Annotated in this window: 18 protein-coding genes; 3 read left to right on the forward strand and 15 right to left on the reverse strand. The window is 62.9% G+C overall.

What is annotated here, in order from left to right:
* Window positions 1-45 precede the first annotated feature (45 nt).
* The gene (locus tag BP38_RS0109940) at window positions 46-825 is read right to left on the reverse strand and encodes a FadR/GntR family transcriptional regulator (RefSeq protein ID WP_081816585.1); all 780 of its coding nucleotides are present in this window, start codon (window positions 823-825) and stop codon (window positions 46-48) included.
* Between the two features lie 252 nt (window positions 826-1077).
* On the opposite strand from BP38_RS0109940, the gene BP38_RS21775 reads away from it, so the two are divergent.
* Complete coding sequence (locus BP38_RS21775; protein ID WP_081816586.1) at window positions 1078-2337, forward strand: pentapeptide repeat-containing protein; 1260 nt, start codon at window positions 1078-1080, stop codon at window positions 2335-2337.
* 38 nt (window positions 2338-2375) lie between these two features.
* Here the strand turns inward: BP38_RS21775 and BP38_RS20045 are convergent, their stop codons facing one another.
* On the reverse strand, window positions 2376-3257 hold the full coding sequence (locus tag BP38_RS20045) for an endonuclease/exonuclease/phosphatase family protein (RefSeq protein ID WP_245602381.1): 882 nt from the start codon (window positions 3255-3257) through the stop codon (window positions 2376-2378).
* A 165-nt stretch (window positions 3258-3422) separates the two neighbouring features.
* Here BP38_RS20045 and BP38_RS0109955 point away from each other — a divergent pair, with 165 nt between their 5' ends.
* Together BP38_RS0109955 and BP38_RS0109960 are read left to right on the forward strand one after the other, a co-directional pair.
* A complete protein-coding gene (locus tag BP38_RS0109955) occupies window positions 3423-4997 on the forward strand; it encodes a phospholipase D family protein (RefSeq protein WP_035724616.1) in 1575 nt (524 codons plus the stop codon).
* A 100-nt stretch (window positions 4998-5097) separates the two neighbouring features.
* Window positions 5098-5667 carry an HdeD family acid-resistance protein gene (locus tag BP38_RS0109960; RefSeq protein ID WP_026987606.1) on the forward strand — a complete coding sequence of 190 codons (570 nt, stop codon included), beginning with the start codon at window positions 5098-5100 and terminating at the stop codon, window positions 5665-5667.
* A gap of 24 nt (window positions 5668-5691) precedes the next feature.
* On the opposite strand, the gene ligA is transcribed toward BP38_RS0109960, so the two are convergent.
* The 13 genes from ligA to mraY all read right to left on the reverse strand — a co-directional run bounded on the left by ligA (window position 5692) and on the right by mraY (window position 22553).
* The gene (gene ligA, locus BP38_RS0109965; RefSeq protein ID WP_035724689.1) at window positions 5692-7788 is read right to left on the reverse strand and encodes an NAD-dependent DNA ligase LigA; all 2097 of its coding nucleotides are present in this window, start codon (window positions 7786-7788) and stop codon (window positions 5692-5694) included.
* Entirely contained in the window at window positions 7788-9455 is a 1668-nt protein-coding gene (recN, locus tag BP38_RS0109970; protein ID WP_026987608.1) for a DNA repair protein RecN, read from the reverse strand. The genes ligA and recN overlap by 1 nt, the downstream gene beginning before the upstream one ends.
* 6 nt (window positions 9456-9461) lie before the next feature.
* Complete coding sequence (locus BP38_RS20050; protein WP_051609205.1) at window positions 9462-10298, reverse strand: outer membrane protein assembly factor BamD; 837 nt, start codon at window positions 10296-10298, stop codon at window positions 9462-9464.
* Window positions 10299-10463: 165 nt separating this feature from the next.
* A complete protein-coding gene (gene ftsZ / locus BP38_RS0109980; protein ID WP_026987609.1) occupies window positions 10464-12290 on the reverse strand; it encodes a cell division protein FtsZ in 1827 nt (608 codons plus the stop codon).
* Window positions 12291-12392: 102 nt separating this feature from the next.
* The gene (gene ftsA, locus BP38_RS0109985; RefSeq protein WP_026987610.1) at window positions 12393-13679 is read right to left on the reverse strand and encodes a cell division protein FtsA; all 1287 of its coding nucleotides are present in this window, start codon (window positions 13677-13679) and stop codon (window positions 12393-12395) included.
* Complete coding sequence (locus BP38_RS20055) at window positions 13676-14548, reverse strand: cell division protein FtsQ/DivIB (protein WP_051609206.1); 873 nt, start codon at window positions 14546-14548, stop codon at window positions 13676-13678. The genes ftsA and BP38_RS20055 overlap by 4 nt, the downstream gene beginning before the upstream one ends.
* Window positions 14539-15465 carry a D-alanine--D-alanine ligase gene (locus BP38_RS0109995; protein WP_026987611.1) on the reverse strand — a complete coding sequence of 309 codons (927 nt, stop codon included), beginning with the start codon at window positions 15463-15465 and terminating at the stop codon, window positions 14539-14541. Before BP38_RS0109995 ends, BP38_RS20055 begins: the two co-directional genes overlap by 10 nt.
* Window positions 15462-16391, reverse strand: a complete 930-nt coding sequence (gene murB / locus BP38_RS0110000; RefSeq protein ID WP_026987612.1) for a UDP-N-acetylmuramate dehydrogenase — start codon at window positions 16389-16391, stop codon at window positions 15462-15464. Before murB ends, BP38_RS0109995 begins: the two co-directional genes overlap by 4 nt.
* Window positions 16388-17806, reverse strand: a complete 1419-nt coding sequence (gene murC, locus BP38_RS0110005; protein ID WP_026987613.1) for a UDP-N-acetylmuramate--L-alanine ligase — start codon at window positions 17804-17806, stop codon at window positions 16388-16390. Before murC ends, murB begins: the two co-directional genes overlap by 4 nt.
* Window positions 17803-18933 (reverse strand): undecaprenyldiphospho-muramoylpentapeptide beta-N-acetylglucosaminyltransferase, encoded by a 1131-nt coding sequence (murG, locus tag BP38_RS20060; RefSeq protein ID WP_051609207.1) that lies wholly within the window; start codon window positions 18931-18933, stop codon window positions 17803-17805. Before murG ends, murC begins: the two co-directional genes overlap by 4 nt.
* A complete protein-coding gene (gene ftsW / locus BP38_RS0110015) occupies window positions 18930-20057 on the reverse strand; it encodes a putative lipid II flippase FtsW (RefSeq protein WP_026987614.1) in 1128 nt (375 codons plus the stop codon). Before ftsW ends, murG begins: the two co-directional genes overlap by 4 nt.
* A complete protein-coding gene (gene murD, locus BP38_RS0110020; protein ID WP_026987615.1) occupies window positions 20054-21454 on the reverse strand; it encodes a UDP-N-acetylmuramoyl-L-alanine--D-glutamate ligase in 1401 nt (466 codons plus the stop codon). Before murD ends, ftsW begins: the two co-directional genes overlap by 4 nt.
* Before the next feature lie 10 nt (window positions 21455-21464).
* Window positions 21465-22553, reverse strand: coding sequence for a phospho-N-acetylmuramoyl-pentapeptide-transferase (gene mraY / locus BP38_RS0110025; RefSeq protein ID WP_026987616.1), 1089 nt, complete (start codon window positions 22551-22553; stop codon window positions 21465-21467).
* Window positions 22554-22555 lie beyond the last annotated feature (2 nt).

Consider the following 22555-nt stretch of genomic DNA (forward strand, 5'->3'; position numbering starts at 1 on the left):
CTCCCCTCTGTCAGGCATGTTCCGGCCGGCCACATGCCGGCAGGGCTATTGACCCAGGGCTTTCTGATCTTGGGCCTCGTCTTCATCCGAAGCCTGACGGTAGCGCCTGAGAATACTGTCCAGGTGTTCGGCCATGGCCCCGGCCGCCGCATCCTCATCGCGCGCACGAATGGCCTCGGCTATGCGGCGGTGATGATCGAGAAAACGCGCGTCGTCCTCGGGCGTCGCATAAAGCGCGTAGCGATGAAAGGAAAACATCTTCTCAAGCGTGTTCCCCAGAACCGACATCAGGTGGAGATAAACCGCGCTGCCGCTGGCCTGGGCAATGGCCAAGTGGAATCGCAGGTCGTCCTCCGCCTTGTGACGCGGAGCGCGGCTGGCATCAGCCATGCTGCGATAGGCCTCCTCGATCTCGCAAACCTGGTTCTCACTGGCGTTTCGCGCCGCGCGGCGCGCCGCCCAGACTTCCAGATTGGCGCGCATCTCGGCCAGGTCATTCAGATTGCGTTGATCGGCCCGCAGCAGGCTGATCAGGCCGGAATCCAGTTCCTCCGCCATGCCGACAACCCGGGTCCCGCCCCCTTGGACGGCAGACAAAAACCCCCGCGCCTTTAACTCCTGCAGGGCCGCCCGCACGGAAACGCGGCTGACCCCCAGCATGTCGGCCAACTGTCGCTCGCCCGGAAGGCGCTCACCCGGTGCCAGCTTGCCGTTGGCAATCAGCCGGGTCAGTTCCTGGGCCACCCGCTCCGACACCCGCTCGCGGCGAATCTCCTGGAATCGATCGTCCCGGTCGGAAAGCGGTGATATGCGCGAAGAGAACATCAGGAAACGAGGCTGTGAATTGAGATTGCACGCTGCGAAACAGCCGTGACGATATTGAGACTGCCCCGCAGGCCGCCACGGCGTCAAGCAATAGCCGGTTGGCGGCTGACGACCCGAAACTGCAGCTACCACGAAATAGCCTGGATACACCCTTTTCTGCGTCCCATTTCCGCCACGGATAGATGCAATTCTAGATTTAACGAGCCGGTAATAAACCGTGAAGAATAATGGCGATGTTGTGCAGGTAGCCGCATGAGTGAAGCAAACTCGGAGTTGACGATGTCAGCAGCGCCAGGTAGGCCGCTGTCAGCTGTGGAACTGATCAGGGTCTGTACCAGCCACGAGCGCTGGTTGACCGGTCATCCCGGCGGCAGGCGGGCCGACCTAAGCTCTATGGATCTATCAGGGCTGGACCTTGGCGGCAGCCGCCTCAGTCATGCCCAACTGGCGGGTGCCAACCTGAAGGGGGCGCGGCTGACCGGATGCGACCTGACCGATGCCGACCTTACCAGATGCGATCTGTCCAATGCGGACCTGACAGGCGCCCGTTTGAGCGGTGCCCGCCTTTGTGGCGCGGTGCTTTCGGGCAGCCGGCTGACGGGCAGCCATCTCAATGCCGCGAACCTGCAGTCTCTGGAAGGCTGGGACACGGCTTCCTCCTCCGCGCAAATGCGCACGGACATGCGCCAGGCAAACCTGGTCCGCGCCAACCTAGAGAACGCGCAGCTCACCGGCGCAATCCTGACCAAGAGCAACCTGGCCGCCGCCAACCTGCAACAGGCCGATCTGGAAGGCAGCGAACTTAGCGACTGCAACCTTCGCAATGCCAATCTCTGCAACGCCAATCTAAAAAGCGCCCGGTTGCGCCGCAGCGACCTGAGCGGAGCCCAACTGCAGAATGCGGACTTTTCCGAAGCGGTTCTGGAAGGCAGCCTCATGATCGGCACATCGCTTGAGGGCGCAAACCTGACATGCCAGCAAAGAAAGCAGGTCACGCAGGCACGGCGCATCTCGAGTGACCTGGCCGCCATGATCACCGCCATACAGGCACATGGGCGCTGGGTCGACAGCGGAGGCAAGCGCGGGGAGCGCGCGTTGCTTGAAGGTGTGGACCTCTCCCGCTGCGACCTGACCGGTATCAATCTCAGCGGAGCAATCCTGAGAGGCTCGAATCTTCAAGGGGTCGTACTCAACCACGCCATGCTGGTGCTGACGGACCTGAGCGGTGCCGACATGACGGCCGCCTCCCTGCGTCACGCCTGCCTGGCCGGTGCGAACCTGAGCCATGCTGTCCTGCGCGGAGCCGACCTGACAGCCGCACGCATCATGGATGCGCCGGCGCCCCACAATGACATGGGTGTCCTGGAAAACTATCACGCGCGCCTGATCGGAACCGACCTGCGGGATGCAATTCTCTGTGAAGTGGAACTGAAAGGCGCTGTTACGCGTGGATGGCAGCGTGAGGGCGCCGTTTTCGACGATGACATCAAGTTCCCCAGCCGCGTGGCCTGACCGGAACTATTTGCCCTGCACCACCGGATCTGATGGCTTCAGGCGACCGAGGTCAGACTTTCCTCATCCAGCAGCGGTTCAAGACAATCGGACGGCAGCATCCTGGCTTTAAGGGGCAAGTGATCCGATGCCTGTCGCGCCAAAGCCGTGTCGTGTACCTCCAGGCTGACAATCAGGGACTGCGGGCTGGCCAGCACGCGATCAAGGGCCCAAAGCGGATAACTGGACGGGAAGCTGGGCATGGCCGCCTCCAGGGGACCGAACCTTGGCTCAAGTTCCCTGAGCGCGGAACGCGGCCCCAGGCGCCATTCATTCAGATCTCCCAACAGAACGACGGGTCGATCATCCTCCGGTTCTGCTGCCTCCAGGAGAATCCTGGCCTGAAGTGCCCGACAGCGGCGCAACAAGCCCAGGTGCGCAGCAATGACACGCAGCGGCCCTGTTGCCAGATCGAGGTCAACGACCAGGGCCCCGCGCGGTTCAACACCGGGCAGCAACAGCCTTTGTGCTGTTGCCGACACGTCCTTGCGTGCCAGCACGACGTTGCCGTGCCAGCCGAGGCTGCGCCCCGACAGGGAGGAAACAACGGGAACAAGCCCCGTTTGCCTTTCCAGTTTGTCGGGATCCAGCAAGCCATTGCGCTTGCCGAATCGCTGGTCGACTTCCTGGAGGGCAATGACGTCCGGATCGATCTCGAGAATCACCTCCATGATGCGGTCCGGATCGAACTGACCATCAAGGCCAACGCACTTGTGGATGTTGTAGGACGCGATCAGAGGTCCGTCGTCACGGGCGCCATTTTCCGAGGCGTGATAGCTGCGCCGTTTCGAAAGCAGGTTCGAGGCCACTTCCGGTGTCATGTTCCTGAAACTGTCCATGGCCGTATCCCTGACACGGCGCATGGTATGCGGCTTCACCATCGTCACTTCTGTCCTGGTTGGCTCAATCCGTAGTCCTGCATGCTGGCTGTGGTCACCCCTTGCCCAGGATATGGCCATTGCAAGACTTGGTTACCATAAAGTAGGACAATCTGGCGACTCGATCGATCGCAGGATGCAAAGCCACGCAAAGGCAATTTCCGGCAGATGGACTTTCTCTTCATACCCCTGGACATCTTGTTGTTTCTTGCCGGCCTTTTCCTGGCTTTCCTCGCAGCCTCGTCCCTGGCCGTCTATTCCTACGGCCGTTTCGCAGAACTGGCACGTGGCCCAGCTTCGCAAGCCCTCCCGGTTCGTGAAGATGAGACCGATCTGGACCGCAACATAGCACCGAGACTAGACGATCATCCGGATCAGTCAGGGCTCATGATGATGCAGGGAAACCTGCAAGCCTTTGCTGCACGGGCCCACGCTGCACAGTCAGCCGGCCGCAGCCTCGACATGCAGTATTACTACTGGCGCAACGACCTGACAGGCGGCCTGCTGGCACGCGAGCTTCTGGGCGCGGCAGACCGAGGCGTACGCGTACGCCTGCTAATTGATGACATCAACACGCGGGGCCATGACGCGATTCACATGGCATTGGACCTCCACCCCAACGTAGAGATCCGTCTGTTCAACCCCAGTCGCGCCCGCGCCAACACCTTTCATCGCGGCCTTGAGATGCTGCTGCGAATCTTCAGCACCACGCGGCGCATGCACAACAAGGCCTGGATCGCCGATGGGCGGCTTGCCATTGTGGGCGGACGGAACATAGGCGATGCCTATTTCGATGCCTCGACCGGAATCAATTTCAGGGACATGGACCTCCTGATGATTGGACAGGGTGTCCAGGAAACCGAGGCGATCTTCGACAGCTTCTGGAACAGTGGCCAGGTTCTGCCGATCGCTTCGCTGTCCCGTGCGCCCGCAGATGCCCTGGACAAGCTGAGAACGCGGCTTGAGGCCCTGTGTGATAACGAAGCGGCACAACCCTATCTTCAGCGTGTCAGCCAGGAACGCAACGCTGAAAGAATGCTTTCGAAACGTCAGAGACTCTATTGGTCGAAAGAGATCTCGGTGGTTTCCGATCCTCCCGAGAAGGCATCAGGCCGTGGACAGGAAAGCTGGCTGTCCCGGGCGATCCTTCCGATGATGATAGCGGCGGAACGGGAGCTCCAGATCACATCCCCCTATTTCATTCCTGGCGAAGCCGGCGTGAAACGACTGACAAGCATGGCCCGGGAAGGGGTGGACATATCGATCCTGACGAATTCCCTGGCCGCCACGGACGTGGCCGCGGTCTATGGCGCCTATTCCAACTACCGCAAGGCAATGCTGCAGGCCGGAATAAAGTTGTACGAACTGCGCCCAAAGCTCGGGGGGCGCAATATATCGCTGTTCGGTTCCAGGAGTGCCCGCCTGCATACCAAGGCCTTTACCGTCGATGGAGAAGCCGGTTTCATCGGGTCCTTCAACTTTGATCCGCGTTCCGTCTCGCTCAACACCGAGATGGGTGTACTCTTTCGCCATGTCGGTCTAGCCGAGGACGTACAGGACATCTTTGCGGAACAGTGCGACTTCACGAACAGCTATCACCTGGTCCTGGAAGACGGCAAGGTTGCCTGGATAGACAACCTGCAGGGAACGGACAGGACATGGCAGCGTCCGCCCGAGGCTGGTATCTGGCGTAGAATAGCGGCAGCCATACTTGGCTTCCTGCCTGTGGAGTCACAGCTCTAGACAGGAACACAAAGTGCAGGGAACGCGTAAATCCATGCGCGACAGGCGCACGGAATTGGCGTAAGAATAACAGCATTACACCTTATGCGGAGGAAAGATCATGCCCGCCGGTTTTTCCATGGATACAGAGAAACTACGCAAGTACAGCACCTGGTTCATGATCTACGGCATTGTCCTGATCCTGTTGGGCGCATTTGCCATCATTGCGCCGGGAATTGCCACCATTGCGGTTGAACTCATGATTGGCTGGCTGCTGCTGGGTAGCGGCCTGATTGGATTGGTCTCCGTAATCCGCAGCGGCAAGGCAAGCCCGGGATTCTGGTGGAACCTGCTGGGCGCAATTATCTTCCTGCTGGCAGGTATTGCCCTGCTTTGGGACCCCGTGGCCGGAGCCGTGACCCTGACCATGATACTGGCGGCCTATCTTCTGGCCATTGGCATCGCCAAGCTGATCTCCGTGCCGCATTACCGCCGGACGATCACCGGAAGCTGGGGCTGGATCTTCTTCAGTGCGATCCTCGACATTGTGCTGGGCCTGCTGATTGTCAGCGGATTGCCCGGCAGTGGTCTCTGGATTCTTGGCCTCTTTGTCGGGATCAACCTACTGTTCTCGGGGCTTGCCATTGCCTTGACGGCCTATGGCGCGCGCAAGATTTCACGGACGGACTAGATCTGGCGCAGGTCGGCCTGCCGCCTAATCCAGGCCGGCCAGACGGCGCCAGTCGGCCTCGCTGAGCAGTTCGACACCCAGGTCCTGGGCCTTGCGGGCTTTCGAGCCGGCGTCGGCTCCCGCCACCACGTAATCCGTCTTGGACGAAACGGAGCCCGCCACCTTGGCTCCCAGCGCCTCGGCACGTGCCTTGGCCTCGCTTCGGGTCATGCTCTCCAGCGTTCCCGTGAAGACCAGTGTCTTGCCCGACAGTTCCGAATCCGCGCCTTCCGGCGCTTCATAGGTTTCAACCTCGACCTCTGACAGCAGGTCATCCAGCAGTTCACGATTGTGCACCTCACCGAAGAAGCCGATCAGGTCCTCGGCCACGGCTTCACCGATACCGTCAATGGCCAGCAGGTCAGCATAGGCGGAAGACTCGCGATCCCGGGCCGCCTCCATCGACTGCTGCAGGTCCGCCCAATTGCCGTAACTGCGTGCCAGCAAACGGGCCGTGGTCTGACCGATCCGCCGAATCCCCAGCGCAAACAGGAAACGGTCCAGCTCGATGCGCCGCCGCGCCTCTATGGCCTCGAAGAGGTTCTGTGCGGATTGCCGCCCCCATCCGGGCTGGCGGCTCAGGGCTTCCAGGCTGTCGGATCCGTGATCGCGTTGCAGCCGGAAGATGTCGCCCGGTGTCTTCACCCAGCCCTTGTCCCAGAAGAACCGGACCTGCTTTTCGCCCAGACCCTCGATATCGAAGGCATCACGGCTGACGAAGTGGCGCAGGCGCTCCACGGCCTGCGCCGGGCAGATCAGTCCCCCCGTGCAGCGCCGGACCGCTTCATCGAGTTCCCGGATCGCCTGAGATCCGCATTCCGGGCAGTTTTCCGGAAAGACATAGGGCTTGCTGTCCGCAGGTCGCTTCTCGGGTATGTACTCCAGGACCTGTGGGATGACGTCGCCCGCACGCTGGAGGACGACGGTGTCCCCCACCCGCACGTCCTTGCGCTGGATTTCATCCTCGTTGTGCAGGGTCGCGCGCGAAACCAGCACGCCACCCACATTCACCGGCTCCAGGATTGCAACGGGCGTCAGGGCGCCGGTGCGTCCGACCTGGATATCGATCCGCTTGAGGAGCGTCTGGGCCTTCTCGGCCGGAAACTTGTGTGCCACCGCCCAGCGGGGCGCCCGGCTGACGTAGCCCAGGCGCTGCTGCAGGTCGATGCGGTTAACCTTGTAGACGACTCCGTCGATGTCATAGTCCAGTTCCGCACGCTGGGCTTCCACCTCATGGTACAATTCCATGAGAGCGTCCGCGCTCGAGCAGAGGCGTGCCAGGGGGTTTACCGAGAAATCCCAGCCCTTCAGCCTTTCCAGGAAGGCCCAGTGGGTCTCCGCGATGTCTTCGCTCAACTCCCCCCAGGAATAGGCAAAGAATTTCAGGGGGCGTTCCGCAGTGATCTTCGTATCAAGCTGACGCAATGACCCGGCAGCGGCATTACGCGGATTCGCGAAAAGCTTGCCGCCCTTTTCGTCTTGCCGCTGATTCAACGCCGCAAAGGCCGATTTGGTCATGTAGACCTCGCCGCGCACCTCGATCACATCCGGAACGGGGGCGGCAAGCTTGCGGGGAATATCCTGCAGTGTCTTCAGGTTGGCCGTGACATCCTCACCTTCACGCCCGTCCCCACGGGTCGCGCCCTGCACGAAATGCCCTTTTTCATAGCGCAAGGTAATGGACAGGCCATCGATCTTGGGCTCGGCCACGAAATCCACTTGGTCATTCTCGCCAAGCCCCAGGAAGCGCCGTACCCGCGCAACGAAATCACGCAACTCCTGTTCCGCGAACACGTTGCCCAGCGATAGCATCGGCACACTGTGGCGAACCTTGCCGAAACCGGCCGCCGGGGCGGCCCCCACCTGCACGGAGGGGCTGTCATCCCGCACCAGGTCCGGGAAACGCGCTTCGATGTCTGCGTTGCGCTGGCGCAGGGAATCATAGCTGGCGTCGTCGATTTCCGGTTCATCCTGCTGGTAGTAAAGCCTGTCATGACGCGCGATCTCCGCGGCCAGACGCTCAAGTTCCCGGGCAGCGTCCTCGCGAGTCAGCTCGCCAACTTCCTTGCTTTCCGCGCCCATCATTCCCCCATCAGCCGCTGTGCGGCGGCCCGTGCTTCCTGCGTGACCTGCGCTCCCGAAAGCATGCGCGCCACCTCTTCGCGGCGGCTTTCCATATCCAGGCGGCTGACGCGTGTCAGCACACTGCTGTCATCGCCATCCTTGGTGACACGCCAGTGATGGCGCCCACGCGCTGCCACTTGCGGGCTGTGCGTAATCACGAGCAGTTGCCGGGCTTCCGCAAGCCTGGCCAGACGCTCGCCGATGGCATCGGCCGTGGCTCCACCAACACCGCTGTCGACCTCATCGAAAATCAGGCATTCAACCGGCGATGCCTGCGCCAACACCACCTTCAGCGCCAACAGGAATCGCGCGAGTTCACCGCCCGAAGCAATCTTGTTCAGGGCGCCCGGCTTGGCACCCGGATTGGTCGACACCTCGAACTGTATGCGCTCCATTCCCTGGGCACCCCAGGACTCTTCGGCCAACTCGGTGACCTGGCAGACAAACTGCGCCTTCTCCAGGCGCAGTGGGGGCAATTCGCAATTGACAGCTTCCGAGAGAAGCTTCGCCGATTTCGTCCTCCGCTCCATCAAATCTGCGGCGGCATCGCGATAGGCTTTCTGGGCTGCACGCACCTGCTCGTCCAGAGCTGCCAGGCGTTCGTTCCCACCATCTATGCCGGCCAGCTGTTCAGCGAAACGCGCGCGCAGGTCCGGCAAGTCATCCGGCTGGCAACCATGCTTGCGCGCCATGTCCTTGAGCGCGAAATAGCGTGACTCGACCTCCTCGAGGCGCTCGGGCTCCAGGTCCAGGTCGGCCGTGACCGAGCTCAACTCCGCCTCGGCATCGGCCAGTTCCGCCGCAGCACGCTCCAGGGCGGCCAGGACCTGGTTCAGCCGTCCATCAGCCTTGTCGGCCACCTTCTCCAGTTGACGCTGTGCATTGGCCAGGGCGCGTTCAGCCCCGCCGCCATCGCCTTCCAGTTCGGCCGCAGCTCCATTCAAGGCTTCCAGCAGCTTGCCCGAGTTCATCATGAATTGGCGCTGTTCGCCGAGCTTCTCGTCCTCACCGGGTTGTGGATCCAGGGCCTCGAGTTCTTCCAGCGCATGCCTCAGGTACTCCTCGTCACGCCGGGCCTGCTCCAGGCTTTCGCGCGCCTGCTCCAACTCCCGGCGCAGGTCCTGCCACTTGCGCCACAATTCGGATACCTGCTGCGCCTGGCTTTCCAGGTTGCCATAGGAATCCAGGAGTCCCCGATGCGTTGCGGCATCCATCAAGCCGTGCTGGGCGAACTGACCCTCGATTTCCACCATCACTTCGCCGACAGACCGCAGCAACGACACGGAAACCGGCTGGTCGTTGATATAGGCCCGGCTGCGTCCCTCCGGATTGACCGTTCGCCGGAGGACCAGGATGTCCTCCTCCAGCGGCATGTCCTGCTCTGCCAGCAGGGGAACGACGGGATGCGCTTCGGAAATCTCGAAACTGGCGGTCACCGACGCCTGGTCACTGCCCTGGCGAACCAGGCCGGATTCGGCCCGCATACCCAGGCTCAACCCCAGCGCATCGAGCAGGATGGACTTTCCGGCGCCCGTCTCGCCGGTCAAGACACTCAGCCCCTCTTCAAACGCCAGGTCCAGTCGGTCGATCAGGACCACATTGCGGATCGAAAGACCAACGAGCATGGCTCGTCAGAACACGGAGTCCCATACACCCGAGATCCAGGAGCCTTCACGACGCTCGGGACGAAGGTCCTCTCCGGTCAGCAGTGCATAGGAATCGATGTACCATTCGCTGCCCGGATAGTTGTAGCCCAGCACAGCCGCTGTCGACTGGGCCTCGTCGTAGACCCCAAGGGCCAGATAGGATTCCACGAGACGGTGCAGGGCCTCAGGTACGTGCGAGGTGGTCTGGTAGTCGCGGACCACGGTCTGGAAGCGATTGATCGCAGCCAGGTACTCTCCGCGGCGCAGGTAATAGCGGCCGATGGACATGTGCTTGCCGGCCAGGTGATCCACGGCCAGGTCATGCTTCAATTCCGCGTCCCGGGCATAGGCCGAATCGGGGAAGCGATTGATCACGGTTTCCAGGGATTCCATCGCCTGTCGCGTCATGCTCTGGTCGCGTTCCACATCGGAAATCTGCTCGTAATAGCAGATCGCCTTCATGTAATAGGCATAATCGATGTTGGGATGGCCCGGATTGAGCTGGATGAAGCGATCCAGCGCCAGGATGGCATCATCGTAATCCTGCTCCCGGTAATGCGCGTAGGCAGCCATCAGCTGCGCGCGCGGGGCCCAGGAGGAATAGGGATGCTGGCGTTCGACTTCGTCGAAGTTGCGAACGGCAGCGTCGTAATTGTTATCAGAGAGGGCGTTGAGCCCCATACTGTAGAAATCTTCGGCCGGACGCTCGACATATGTCTCCTCATCCGAGGATGAGGAGCAGGCTGCCACCAGCAGGAAAGACGCCGCCACGCAGGGCAGCACGAAGGTGTTTCTGAGTGATTTTGTGTCGCGGCGCTTCATACCCGGATCGGCCTCCAGCGAAAATGGACGCCAGACTATAGGATTAAGCCCGTTACACCTCAAGCGGGCCGCGCCAAATAATCCGCCTCAACCAGCAGATTGTCCCCCGCTGCCCGCTGTCCTGCAGGACAGCGGGCGGGTGCGGAGACAGAATCGGTCAGGTCTTCAGTTGGCCTGGCGGCGCAGGAACGCCGGTATATCCAGGAGTTCCTCGTCCTCCTTGCTGGCAGAGGCGTGCTCCTTGGGCTCCATGCCACTGAAGGAAGGCTGCTGTGCCGGCTTCTCCTCGGCAGCCGGGCGCGATGGACCACGCCCCAGCGACGGCTCGACACGCGGCTGAGCCGGCGCATTGCCACGGCCGTGGCTTTCCTCTTCGCCACGGCTCTGACGGGCCTTGCCACCGCCGGTCAGGCGGCCAAGCAGGCTGTAGGCCTTATTGCGCATGGGCGTTTCGCCCTGCTCGTCATCCATGTTGCGGCCCTGTACACCGGGACGGCCCTGCTTGCTGGCATTGGCCATCTCGGCTGCTTCGAAAGCAGAGGCCTGCTGCCCGGGAGCAGCTTCGGGCAGACGCCGTGTACGTGGACGCATCGGCTCCGGCATGGTGAAGCTGTCCTCGGCAGAAGGAGCCATCTCCTCTTCAGCCGGATTGGCGGCAAGCGACTCGCCTGCGCCTTCGGAAGCGACCCGGTCCGTTTCATCCGAAACGGCCTGCTCACGGGACAGCAGCAGTTCGTCCTCCTGGGACTCGGCCTCGGCTGCTGGCGCAGCCTGCCGATCTTCCTGCTGCATTTCGGCCGCAGCGGAAAACTGGACCTGCTCTTCCTGCTCGGCCTGTTCATCATAGGCCATAGCGGCGGCCGTCGCAGTGGCAGCAGCTGTCGCCGCACCGCTGCCTGTCGGCCGAACGGAAGCCGCCGCAGGAGCCCCCTGGGAAGCGCTGCTACGGGCTGCCGTTTCAGCGGCCGGCTTGCCCTGACCAGAAACCAGGCTGAGGTTGCCCGGACGCGGCTGGGTGGCGGCCTCCATCTCGATACCGGTGGACACCACCGAGACCCGCATGCGACCGTTCAGACTTTCATCGAAGGTCGAGCCGAAAATGATGTTCGCCTCGGGATCGACCTCGTCGCGAATCCGGTTGGCGGCCTCGTCGGCCTCGAACAGGGTCATGTCCTCGCCACCGGTGATGTTGATCAGCACACCGCGTGCCCCGCACATGGACACATCGTCCAGCAGCGGATTGGAAATGGCCGCTTCGGCGGCCGCAATGGCGCGGTTGTCGCCTTCGGCCTCGCCGGTGCCCATCATGGCCTTGCCCATCTCCGTCATGACAGCACGGATGTCGGCGAAGTCCAGGTTAATCAGGCCCGGCATGACCATCAGGTCGGTCACGCCCCGCACACCGGAGTAGAGCACATCGTCTGCCATCTTGAAGGCATCGGCGAAGGTCGTCTTCTCCGTGGCAATGCGGAACAGGTTCTGGTTCGGAATGATGATCAGGGTATCCACGTACTGCGAGAGTTCCTGGATGCCCTGTTCGGCCATGCGCATGCGATGGATGCCCTCGAACTGGAAGGGCTTGGTCACCACGCCCACGGTCAGCAGGCCGGCCTCGCGCGCGGCACGCGCAATGACCGGGGCTGCCCCGGTGCCGGTTCCGCCGCCCATGCCGGCGGTGATGAAGACCATGTTGGCCCCATCGAGGTGTGTCAGGACCTCCTCAAGGGCTTCCTCGGCCGCGGCCCGGCCCACATCGGGACGCGAGCCTGCGCCCAGTCCACTGGTGATGTTGCGGCCAAGCTGAATGCGCTCTTCGCAGAGCGACTGCTGCATGGCCTGGGAGTCGGTGTTCGCGATCACGAACTCGACCCCTTCCAGGTTGGAACGAATCATGTTGTTGACGGCATTGCCGCCGGCTCCGCCGACACCGATGACGGTGATCCGCGGACGGAGAACCTCTTGGGTTTCCGGTACGCTTAGATTAAGACTCATGTCTGCCTCCGCATTTTCTCGATCTAGCAGGTTGATAGTCACCGGCCGCACCTGCCGGTGGTGCCTTTGATACGGATTCCGTTGCTATTTTCGGGATCCGCATCAGAAGTGCTCCTTCAGCCAGTTCCCGACCCGGCCAATCAGGCCGTCTGCCTCGGGTGCCTGGGGTTTGATATCGGGGCGCGGCGCCATTTCGGCTTCCAGCGCGTAGTTCAGCAGGCCCGCTGCCGTCGTATAGGCCGGGCCGCTTGTCGATTCCGCAAGGCCGCTCAGATGAATGGGCCGACCGACCCGCACCTGCTTGTCCAGGACCAGGGCCGCCAGGTCGCCCATGCCGGGCAACTGCGCCGCACCGCCCGTCAGCACAACACGGCGGCCGCCCAGCTTGTCGAAGCCACTGGCCTCCAGCCGTGAGCGCACCAGTTCGAATGTTTCCTCAAGGCGCGGCTGCATGATTCCGACCAGCAGTGAGCGCGGCACCTGCTGCACGTGATTGTCGTCTTCCTCACCCACCTGCGGCACGTCGATCATCTCCTGCTCGTCGGCGGAGGTGGCGATGGCATGCCCATAGAGTGTCTTCAGGCGTTCGGCATGGCTGAGGCTGGTGGACAGGCCACGTGCAATATCGCTGGTCACGTGCTGCCCGCCGACGGGGACGACATCCGTGTGAATGACGTTGCCCTCCAGGAAAACGGCCATGGAGGTCGTGCCGGCCCCCAGGTCGATCAGGGTCACGCCCAATTCGCGCTCATCCTCGACCAGGCTCGACAGCCCGGAGGCAAAGGGCGAGACGACGAAATTGCCGGGCTCCAGGTGGCAGCGCTGCACGCAGGTGGCCAGGTTGCGCACCGGGCCGCTGGCCGCAGTGACGATGTGCATGTTGACGCCCAGCCGCTCTCCGTACATGCCGCGCGGGTCGCGGATTCCGCGGCTGCCATCGATGGTGTAGCCCACCGGAATGGAATGGATGAGCTGCCTTCCCTTCTCGGGTTGTCCCAGTACGCCTTCCAGCTGGTGGCCTTGCTCCAGGGCCCGGCGCAGGTCCATGTCCCCGACTTCATGACCGTCGATGGAAACCTCGACACCGATGGAGCGTGAGGCCGGATAACCGCCGGAGAGGTTGACCACCACCTGCTCGATGGTCTCTCCCGCCATCTGCTCGGCTGCATGGACGGCGTTCAGGATTGCGGCCTCGGCCGCCTCCATGTCCACGACGGCACCGGCCTTGACCCCGCGACTTACCTGCTGGCCGATCCCGATGACCTTGAGGCCGCGCGGCTTGTCGCCGCGTCCTTCCTCGATCCGCGCGATCAGGCAACAGATCTTGCTGCTGCCCACGTCCAGGGCAGCCAGAATGCCATGCCGGTTACGCTTCAGCCCCTTCTTCATGTGTCGGTCCCCTTGGCCTGCTGAGGTCCAGGCGGTCTCTCGCCACTCAGCGTGCGAATGATCAATCGGTCTGGCAGGCGCAGGTCCACGATCTCGACGTCCCGGGCAAACAGGCCCTGCTCGCGCTCGACCCGGGCCAGCTGGTGCCAGGCTTCCGCGGCATTCGTTTCGGGAAGCTGGATCTCCACGCCGTTTTCCAGTTTCACGTTCCAGCGCCGCTCGGAAACACGCACCAGAGCCTCGACCTGCTCCGCCAGCACCGGCGCGCTCTGCAGGACGCCAAGAATTTCCGTGGCGTGTTCGGCGGCATCCGGGCCCACCACCAGAGGCAGGTGGCTGTGCCCCTTTGCGGTCACGCCGGAAATCACCTGGCCCTGCCCGTCGATCAGCTGCAGCTTTCGATCCTTCTGCCACAGCGCCATGGCTTCACGTTCATGCAGGCGAATGAAGATGTGATCGGGCAGGCGGCGCTCGACCTCGGCCCGTTCCACCCAGGGCAGTTCTTCCAGGCGACGGCGCGCATCCTGCGGATTGAAAGCCAGGATCGGGGCGCCGCGACGCACCTCCAACTGCTCGAGCACAAGCTCACGCTCCGTCCTCTCGCGCCCCTCGACCATCACCTCGTTGACGGCCAGGCCCCACTCCGCCGTCGTGCCGTAATAGCTGGCCACCGTCCATTCAGCGGCGCGCTGCAGACTTCCGGACTGCCATAGCCAGCCGGCCACACCGCCCAGAACCCCGATCAGGATCAGGCGCGGCAGGTGGCGGCGAAGGCCATTCAGCGGCAGGCGCTCGTGCAACCGCCGACCGGCCGGTGCACGCCGCTTGCCATCCTTGCGCTTTCCATCTGCACCGCGTTTCAGTCGCATGATGCGTGCTCCACCATCCACTGGACGAGTTCGTTGAAGGGAATCCCCAGGTGCGCCGCCTGTTCCGGAACCAGGCTGAGCGGCGTCATCCCAGGCTGGGTGTTGACCTCAAGAAGATAGAGGCCTGTGTCCGTTTCGCTTTCCTGCTGATCGTCGTAACGGAAATCGGCCCGGCTCACGCCGCGGCACCCCAGGGCCTGGTGCGCAGCAACGGCCTGGGCCATGGCAGCCTCATACACACGGCTCGAGACTGGCGCCGGCAGGATGTGCTCGGTTTTGCCTTCCGTGTACTTCGCCGTGTAGTCGTAGAAACCCTGCCGGGGCCGCAGTTCCGTGACCGCCAGCGCATGGTCTTCCATCACCGATACCGTGAGTTCGCGCCCCCGGATATAGGGCTCGACCAGAACTTCCTCGCCAAAAGGCCAGTCGGCATGGGTGAAAGGCAGGTCGTTGTCGCCCGGTTGGACGATGACCACTCCCATCGAGGAGCCCTCGCAGACCGGCTTGACCACATAGGGACGCGGCAGCGGATCCCCAGCCAGGACGGTTTCCCGTGCCATCACCGATCCACCCGGACAGCGCAGGCCCACAGAGTCCAGGACCCGCTTGGCGGCCGCCTTGTCCATGGCGAGCGCCGATGCCAGGCGCCCCGAATGCGTGTAGGGAACCTGCATCAGGTCCAGCAGACCCTGTATGGAGCCGTCCTCTCCATAACGTCCGTGCAGCGCATTGAAGACAACCTCGGGCCGAGCCTCCAGGGCCCTGACCAGGGCAGCAACATCGCCCGTGAAATCGAACAGCTCGACCTCATGGCCCAGGCCACGCAGGGCTTCCGCGCAGGCCTGTCCGCTGACCAGGGAGACGTCCCGTTCGACCGAGGGGCCGCCATAGAGCACGAGAATCTTCATCGGCGTCATGAGTCACCCCCCGCCGGCAAGCCAATGCGCCGGATTTCCCACTCCAGCGTGATGCCGGTGGCGTCCTGCACGCGCCGGCGAACCTCTTCGCCCAGGTTCTCCAGGTCTGCGGCCGTGGCGGCACCTGTATTGATCAGGAAATTGCAGTGCTGCTCCGAGACCTGGGCTCCGCCCACGGTCAAGCCGCGACAGCCGGCCCGCTCGATCAACTGCCAGGCCTTCTCACCCGGCGGGTTCTTGAAGGTGCTGCCCCCGGTGCGGCTGCGCACCGGCTGGCTGTCACCACGGGCCGTACGGATTTCCTCCATGCGGCGCTCGATATCAGCGGCATTGCCAGCCCGCCCCTGCAGCACGGCGCCGGTGAAGATCCAGTCCTCCGGAACCGAAGAATGACGATAGCTGAGGCCCATGCTCTCGGGATCCAGGGCCTTGACCTCCCCTTCGGCGGTCAGGGCCTCAGCACCAATCAGGACATCCTTGAGTTCGCGCTGATAGGCGCCCGCATTCATGCGCAGGGCACCGCCCAGGGTGCCGGGTATGCCACAGAGGAATTCCAGGCCGCTCAAGCTCTCGCGCTTGGCCATTTCGGCAATGTTCACGTCCAGTGCACCGGCTCCGCAGACCAGGCGATCGCCCTCCGCCTCGATCGAGGCAAACAGGCGGCCCAGGCGGATGACGACACCCGGCAGGCCCCCATCGCGTACCAGAAGGTTCGAGCCGACGCCCAGCAGCGTGACCGGCACATCGGCCGGCTTTTCCTGAAGGAAATGGATCAGGTCGTCACGATCGGCCGGCTTGAACAATACTTCCGCGGGGCCACCCACGCGGAACCAGGTGACATTGGCCAGCTTGGCGTTCTCGCTGTAACGCCCGCGCACCGCCGGTAAGCGGGCCAGAAGGTTGTTGGAGAAGGCAGCTTCGCTCATTGCCCCCCCTCCAATTCACGGGCCAGTTCCTGCGGCAGGCTCTGGGCCCAGTTCGTGATGCTGCCGGCCCCCATGCACACCACCAGGTCACCGGGTTCGGCCAGATCCGCCACTGTCCGTGCCAGGACCTCCTGGCCAGGCAGTGGGGTGACATGCCGGTGGCCATGCGCGCGCAGCCCTTCCACGAGGGCATCCCGATCCGCGCCTTCCAGGGGCACCTCTCCGGCGGCGTAGACATCGGCCACAACCACATGGTCAGCTTCGTTGAAGCAGGTGCAGAAATCCTCGAACAGATCCTTCAACCGGCTGTAGCGGTGAGGCTGCATGACCGCGATGACCTTGCCGTGGGTTGCCTGGCGCGCGGCCTTGAGGACAGCGCTGATTTCAACGGGATGATGGGCATAGTCGTCGATAACCGTGATGCCCCCGGCCTCGCCTGTGCGCGTGAAACGGCGCTTCACCCCGCCGAAACCGGACAAGCCGGCGCGCAGCTGCTTTTCGGCAATGCCCATCTGCACGGCCAGTGCCACGACGGCCAGGGCGTTCTGCACGTTGTGCTGTCCCATCATGGGCAGGAACAGATCGGCAATGCGGTCTGTCTCACTGCCGTCCCGGGCCACGACCACCACATCGAAGTAGGAGCCCTCCGGAGACAGGCGCAGGTTCTCCCCGCGCACGTCGGCCTGTGTGCTGAAGCCATAGGTCACCACACGCCGGTCCTCGATCCGCGCAATCAGCGACTGGACAGCCGGATGGTCCACGCAGCAGACGGCAAAACCATAGAAGGGTATGTTCTCCACAAAGCTTTCGAAGGCACGGTGCAGGTTCTCGACCGAACCATAATGCTCCATGTGCTCGGGATCGATATTGGTCACCAGCGCGATGGTCGCCGGCAGCTTCACGAAGGTCCCGTCGCTCTCGTCGGCCTCGACGGCGATCCAGTCGCCCTGCCCCAGACGGGCGTTGGTGCCATAGGCATTGATGATGCCGCCATTGACCACCGTGGGATCCAGTCCGGCGGCGTCCAGCAGCGCGGCCACCATCGAGGTGGTCGTGGTTTTTCCATGGGTGCCGGCCACGGCAATGGAAGACTTCAACCGCATCAACTCGCCCAGCATCTCGGCACGACGGACGACCGGAAGAGCCCGGCTGCGGGCCGCCTGAACCTCGGGATTGTCGGATTTCACGGCCGAGGAGATGACAACCACCTGCGCCTTCTCGACGTTCTCCTCGACGTGACCGATGTGAACTGGAATGCCCAGTTCGCGCAGACGGCGGACATTCGGGCTCTCGGCAATGTCACTCCCCTGCACCTGGTAACCGAGGTTGTGCAGGATCTCGGCAATGCCGCTCATGCCGATTCCGCCGATTCCCACGAAATGCAGTACGCCTATATCCAGGGGCAAGGCACTCATGCGGCTTCCCCCCTCTTCTCGTCACGCTGTTGTTCGCACACCAGGTCCGCCAAACGGGCCGCTGCTCCCGTGACGGCAGCTTCACGGGCGTGAAGCGCCGCTTCTTCCAGCAAGCCGGGATCCTCCATCAGGCTGTTCAGCTTCTCCGCCAGGTGCTCGGCCCTCAGATCAGGTTGCGGCATCAACCAGCCGCCTCCAGCCTCGGCCATGGCCTTGGCATTGCCTGTCTGATGATCGTCAGCGGCAAAGGGATAGGGCACGTAAATGGCCGGTCGACCGGCCGCCGCCAGTTCGGTAACCGTGGACGCGCCGGCGCGGCAGACGACCAGGTGAGCGGCGGCCAGACGCTCGGGCATGTCCTGGAAGAAGCCCTGGAGGGTACAGCGCACACCACTTTCCTTGTAGTGGGTGGCGACATCATTCGTTTCATCGCCGCGCACCTGCTGCACCACTTCAAGGCGTTCACGCAATGCCTGGGGCAACTGCGCCACAGCGGCAGGGATCAATTCGTTGAAGACGCGCGCGCCCTGGCTGCCCCCCGTCACCAGCAGGTCGAAAGGCGCCCCCTCCCGTGGCAAGCGATAGCCCTGCTCACCAACCTCGGCGATATCCGCACGCACGGGATTTCCGGTCAGGACGACACGCTCGCTGGCCCTCCCCTCCAGTCCGGAGAGCTGCGGAAAGGAGCTGGCAATGGCATCGGCCCGGCGCGCCAGCAGTCGGTTTGCGCGCCCAACAACCTGGTTCTGCTCGTGCAGGACAACACGGCTGCCCACGGCAGAGGCGGCCAGTATGGTCGGCACGGAGGCATAGCCACCAAATCCGACAGCTACGGAAGGTTTCAGGCGCCTCAGCAGGCGCCTGGCCTGCAGATAGCCCAAGGCCAGGTTCAAGGCGCCCCTGGCCTTGTGCACAAGGCCGCCGCCCAGGATGGCGGTTGCCGATATGAAATGCGTCTCGACTTGCGGCAAGGACTCTCCAAACCCGCCGCCTCTTTTGTCGGTGACCAGGGCCACGCGGCAACCGCGCTGCAGCAGTTCCTCTGCCAGGGCCCGGGCCGGGAACATGTGCCCCCCGGTTCCACCGGCGGCCAGGACCACGAGCTTGCCTTGCTGTTGCATGCTCATGGCTCCTCGCTTTCCGCACCGGCACGCCGGCGCGTCAGGGCCAGGAGCATCCCCATCCCCAATGCCAGGGCCACCAGCGAAGAGCCGCCATAGGAAATGAAGGGCAGGGTCATGCCCTTGGTCGGCATCAGATGCAGGGTGGAGCCCATGTTGATCAGGGCCTGGAAGCCGAACTGCACCAGCAGGCCCGTGGCCGCCAGCAGGACGAACAGGCTTTCCTCATGCAGTAGGCGGGCAAATCCGCGCAGTACGATGAAGGCAAACAGGCTGACGATGATCAGGCAGGCGAAAAGCCCCAGCTCCTCACCCGCAACGGCAAAGATGAAATCGGCGTGGGCATCGGGCAGGTACTGCTTGATGGTGCCCTCGCCCGGGCCCTGACCCCAAAGGCCACCGTTCATGAAGGCTTCCAGCGAGCGCCCGATCTGGTAGCGATCCCCCGCTTCCGGATCCAGGAAGGCATTCACCCGCTCGGTCACATGCGGCATGGTGAAATAGGCACCGAGGAAGGCCGAGATCACCATCACCGCGAGACCGGCCACCCAGAACATCGGCAGACCTGCCAGGAACAGCTGGACCAGGAAGATGCCCGTGATGATCGCGGTCTGACCCACATCGGGTTGCAGGGCCAGCAGGCTTGAAACAAGCAGCCAGAGGCCAGTGGCCACCATCATGCCGGGGAAGTCTTCCTGCTTGCCGGTGGCCAGTATCCAGGCCAGCGTCACGGCGAAGAAGGGCTTGGCGAACTCCGCCGGCTGGACCGAAAGCCCGCCGAAACTCAGCCAGCGTGTGGCCCCCTTGATCTCGGCTCCGATTATGAGCGTCAGAATCAGCAGCAGGATACTGCCCGCCATGGCAACAACCGACAGCCGCCTGACCCAACGCGGTGTGGCGAGAGAGGCGATAAAAAGCACTGCAAGCGCCATGGGCAGCCAGACCAGCTGGCGTTTGACCAGGCCGAAGGTGTCCATCCCGATCCGGTTGGCCACCGATGGAGAGGCCGTGATGATCAGGACACAGCCAATTCCCATGAGCAGGAGCAGCGAAACCAGTGTCCATCGGTCCACTGTCCACCACCAGCGGCCCAGCAGGGAGGTATCCGTGCGGTTGAAGGTCAGGCTCATGACGACACCTGCCCGGCCGTGGCCTTGTTTTCTTTCAGGGACTTGACCAATGCGCGGAAGGCATCACCACGCGCCTCGAAATTGGCAAACTGGTCAAAGGAAGCACAGGCGGGTGATAACAGAACGACCGCCTTGTCGTCCCCGGCCGCAGCCTGGGCAGCCTGCCGCACAGCCGTTTCCAGTGTGCCGCTGTGCTCGAAGGACAGTTGTCCTTCAAGCGCCTTGGCGAAGTCCTCGGCCGCCTCACCGATCAGGAACGCCTGGACGATGCGGGGGAACAAGGCTTCCAGGCCCTCAAGGCCGCCTTCCTTGGCACGCCCGCCGGCAATCCAGTAGATCCGTTCGTAGCACGACAGGGCCCGTCCGGCTGCTTCCGCGTTGGTGGCCTTGGAATCGTTGACGAAGCGCACGCCATCAAGTTCGGCCACCAGTTCCTGGCGATGCGGCAGACCAGCAAAACTGCGCATGCAGGCCATGATCACGGCCGGATCCACACCCACTGCCTGACAGGCTGCATAGGCGGCGGCGGCATTCTGCCAGTTATGTTCACCCGGCAGGTGCTCCAGCTCGCTCAAGGGCAGGATCGGAACCTGCTTGCCTTCGCTGTCGTCGACCAGAACGCCGTCACTTGCATAGACGCCGCCGGCAACGGAACCCCGGCCGGACACCGGAATCACGCGCTGCTTCCCGGCTGCCTTAAGTTCATCGAATATCTCGCGGCTGATGGCGTCATCCACGCCGACAACTGCGGTGCGATGGCTGGTCTGGCGATTGAAGATCTGCTTCTTTGCAGCAATATACCCGTCAAGCCCACCATGCCGGTCCAGATGATCCGGACTGATGTTCAGCAGGACAGCGACATCGAAGGTGATGGAAAGCGTCAGGTCCAGTTGATAGCTGGACATCTCCAGCACATAAAAGCCCTCGCGTCCGACCGGATCGAATTCCAGCGCCGGCAGGCCCAGGTTCCCACCGGTATAGACCAGCCGCCGCGACATGTTCAGCACGTGACCGATCAGGGCCGTCGTGGTCGACTTGCCGTTGGTTCCGGTAATTCCGATGTAGTTGGCATCGGGCTGGATGCGCCCGAGCAGCTCGATATCCCCGACCACTTCGACACCTGCGGCCTGGGCCTTTGCGACCACCGGGTGCGGCGCCGGATGATGATAGGGGATCCCCGGACTGAGGATCAGGGAAACAGGCTGGTTCCAGTCGGCCTGTATCAGGTCGACCAGGGGAATACTCGCATCCGCCGCCCTGTTGCGCGCGTCCTCACTGTCATCCCAGGCCCAGACCTCTGCTCCACTGGCCATGAGCGCACGCGCAGCCGTTCGCCCGGACTTGCCAAGTCCCAGAACCGCTACCGTGCAGCCTTCCATGAAGGGGAGTTCGATCATTGCCTACACCTCACCTCAGCTTCAGTGAAGACAGGCCGATCAGCGCCAGAACGACGGCGATGATCCAGAAGCGAATGACAATGGTGGGCTCGGCCCAGCCCTTCTTCTCGAAGTGATGGTGCAGCGGGGCCATGCGGAAGACACGATGCCCCGTCAACTTGTAGGACAGCACCTGGACAATCACCGACACGGTCTCCAGCACGAACAGGCCGCCGATGATGGCCAGGACAAGCTCGTGCTTGGTGATCACGGCCACACCGCCAAGCGCACCACCGCAGGACAGGGATCCGGTGTCCCCCATGAAAACCATCGCAGGCGGTGCGTTGTACCAGAGGAAACCCAGGCCGCCGCCGACCAGCGCACCGCAGAAGACCGCCAGCTCTCCCGTGCCCTGCACGTACTGGATCTGCAGGTAATCGGAAAAGACCGTGTTGCCGACCAGATAGGCGATGAAGGCGAAGCAGGAGGCCGCGATCATCACCGGCACAATGGCCAGGCCATCCAGGCCATCCGTCAGGTTGACGGCATTGGAGGCCCCAACCATGACCAGCATGCCCAGCGCGATGAAGAACAACCCCAGGTCGAGCAGAACCCCTTTGACAAAGGGGATGGCCAGATGGGTCTCCAGTTCCGGGCGCGCGATCAACATGATCGCGACGGCTGCCACGAAAGCCACGGCAAATTGGCCCAGCAGCTTGTAGCGCCCTGGCAGTCCCTGATGATTCCGACGTGTGAGTTTCAGGTAATCGTCGGCAAAGCCGATCAGGCCGAAGGCCACGGTTATGAAGAGAACGACCCAGACATAGAGATTGCTGAGGTCGGCCCAGAGCAGGGTCGAGATGCTGAGCGCCAGCAGGATCAGAACGCCCCCCATGGTGGGCGTGCCTTTCTTGGTCAGCAGATGCCCCTCCGGTCCGTCCTCGCGGATCGGCTGTCCATCACGCTGACGCGCCTTCAGCCAGCGGATCACACTGGGCCCCAGGACAAAGGCGATGAACAGGGCCGTCAGGAGGGCACCCCCCGTGCGGAAGGTCAGGTAGCGAAAGAGGTTGAAGAGCGTGAATTCATCGGCAAAGGGGGCCAGGAGATTGTAAAGCATGA

Origin of the sequence: Fodinicurvata fenggangensis DSM 21160 (genome assembly GCF_000686045.1) — a bacterium.
Lineage (GTDB): Bacteria > Pseudomonadota > Alphaproteobacteria > Kiloniellales > DSM-21159 > Fodinicurvata > Fodinicurvata fenggangensis.